We start from the raw sequence: 224 nt of genomic DNA, 5'->3' as shown, positions 1-224 counted from the left end.
GAAGGCTACGGCACAGGTGGTTTGTTGCAAGGCAAAAAACACATGCTCTCGCTTACTTGGAATGCCCCGATTGAAGCCTTTACTCGCGAAGGCGACTTCTTCGAAGGTAAAGGTGTGGATGCTTTATACATGCACTTCCACAAACTCAATGAGTTCATCGGTTTGACCCGTCTGCCGACATTCTTATGTAACGATGTGATTAAAAATCCACAAGTAGAACAATA

The 224-nt window shown here is 44.6% G+C and carries 1 protein-coding gene; it reads left to right on the top strand.

The features are described 5' to 3' along the window. Positions 1 to 224: NAD(P)H-dependent oxidoreductase (locus HMPREF2952_RS03845; protein ID WP_283120696.1), on the top strand; the 224-nt coding region annotated here is incomplete at both ends.

This window comes from Neisseria sp. HMSC068C12 (assembly GCF_001814095.1).
In the GTDB taxonomy this organism is placed as follows: domain Bacteria; phylum Pseudomonadota; class Gammaproteobacteria; order Burkholderiales; family Neisseriaceae; genus Neisseria; species Neisseria perflava.
The sequence above is the reverse complement of the archived record's forward strand: the minus strand, read 5'-3'. Positions and strand labels throughout refer to the sequence as shown.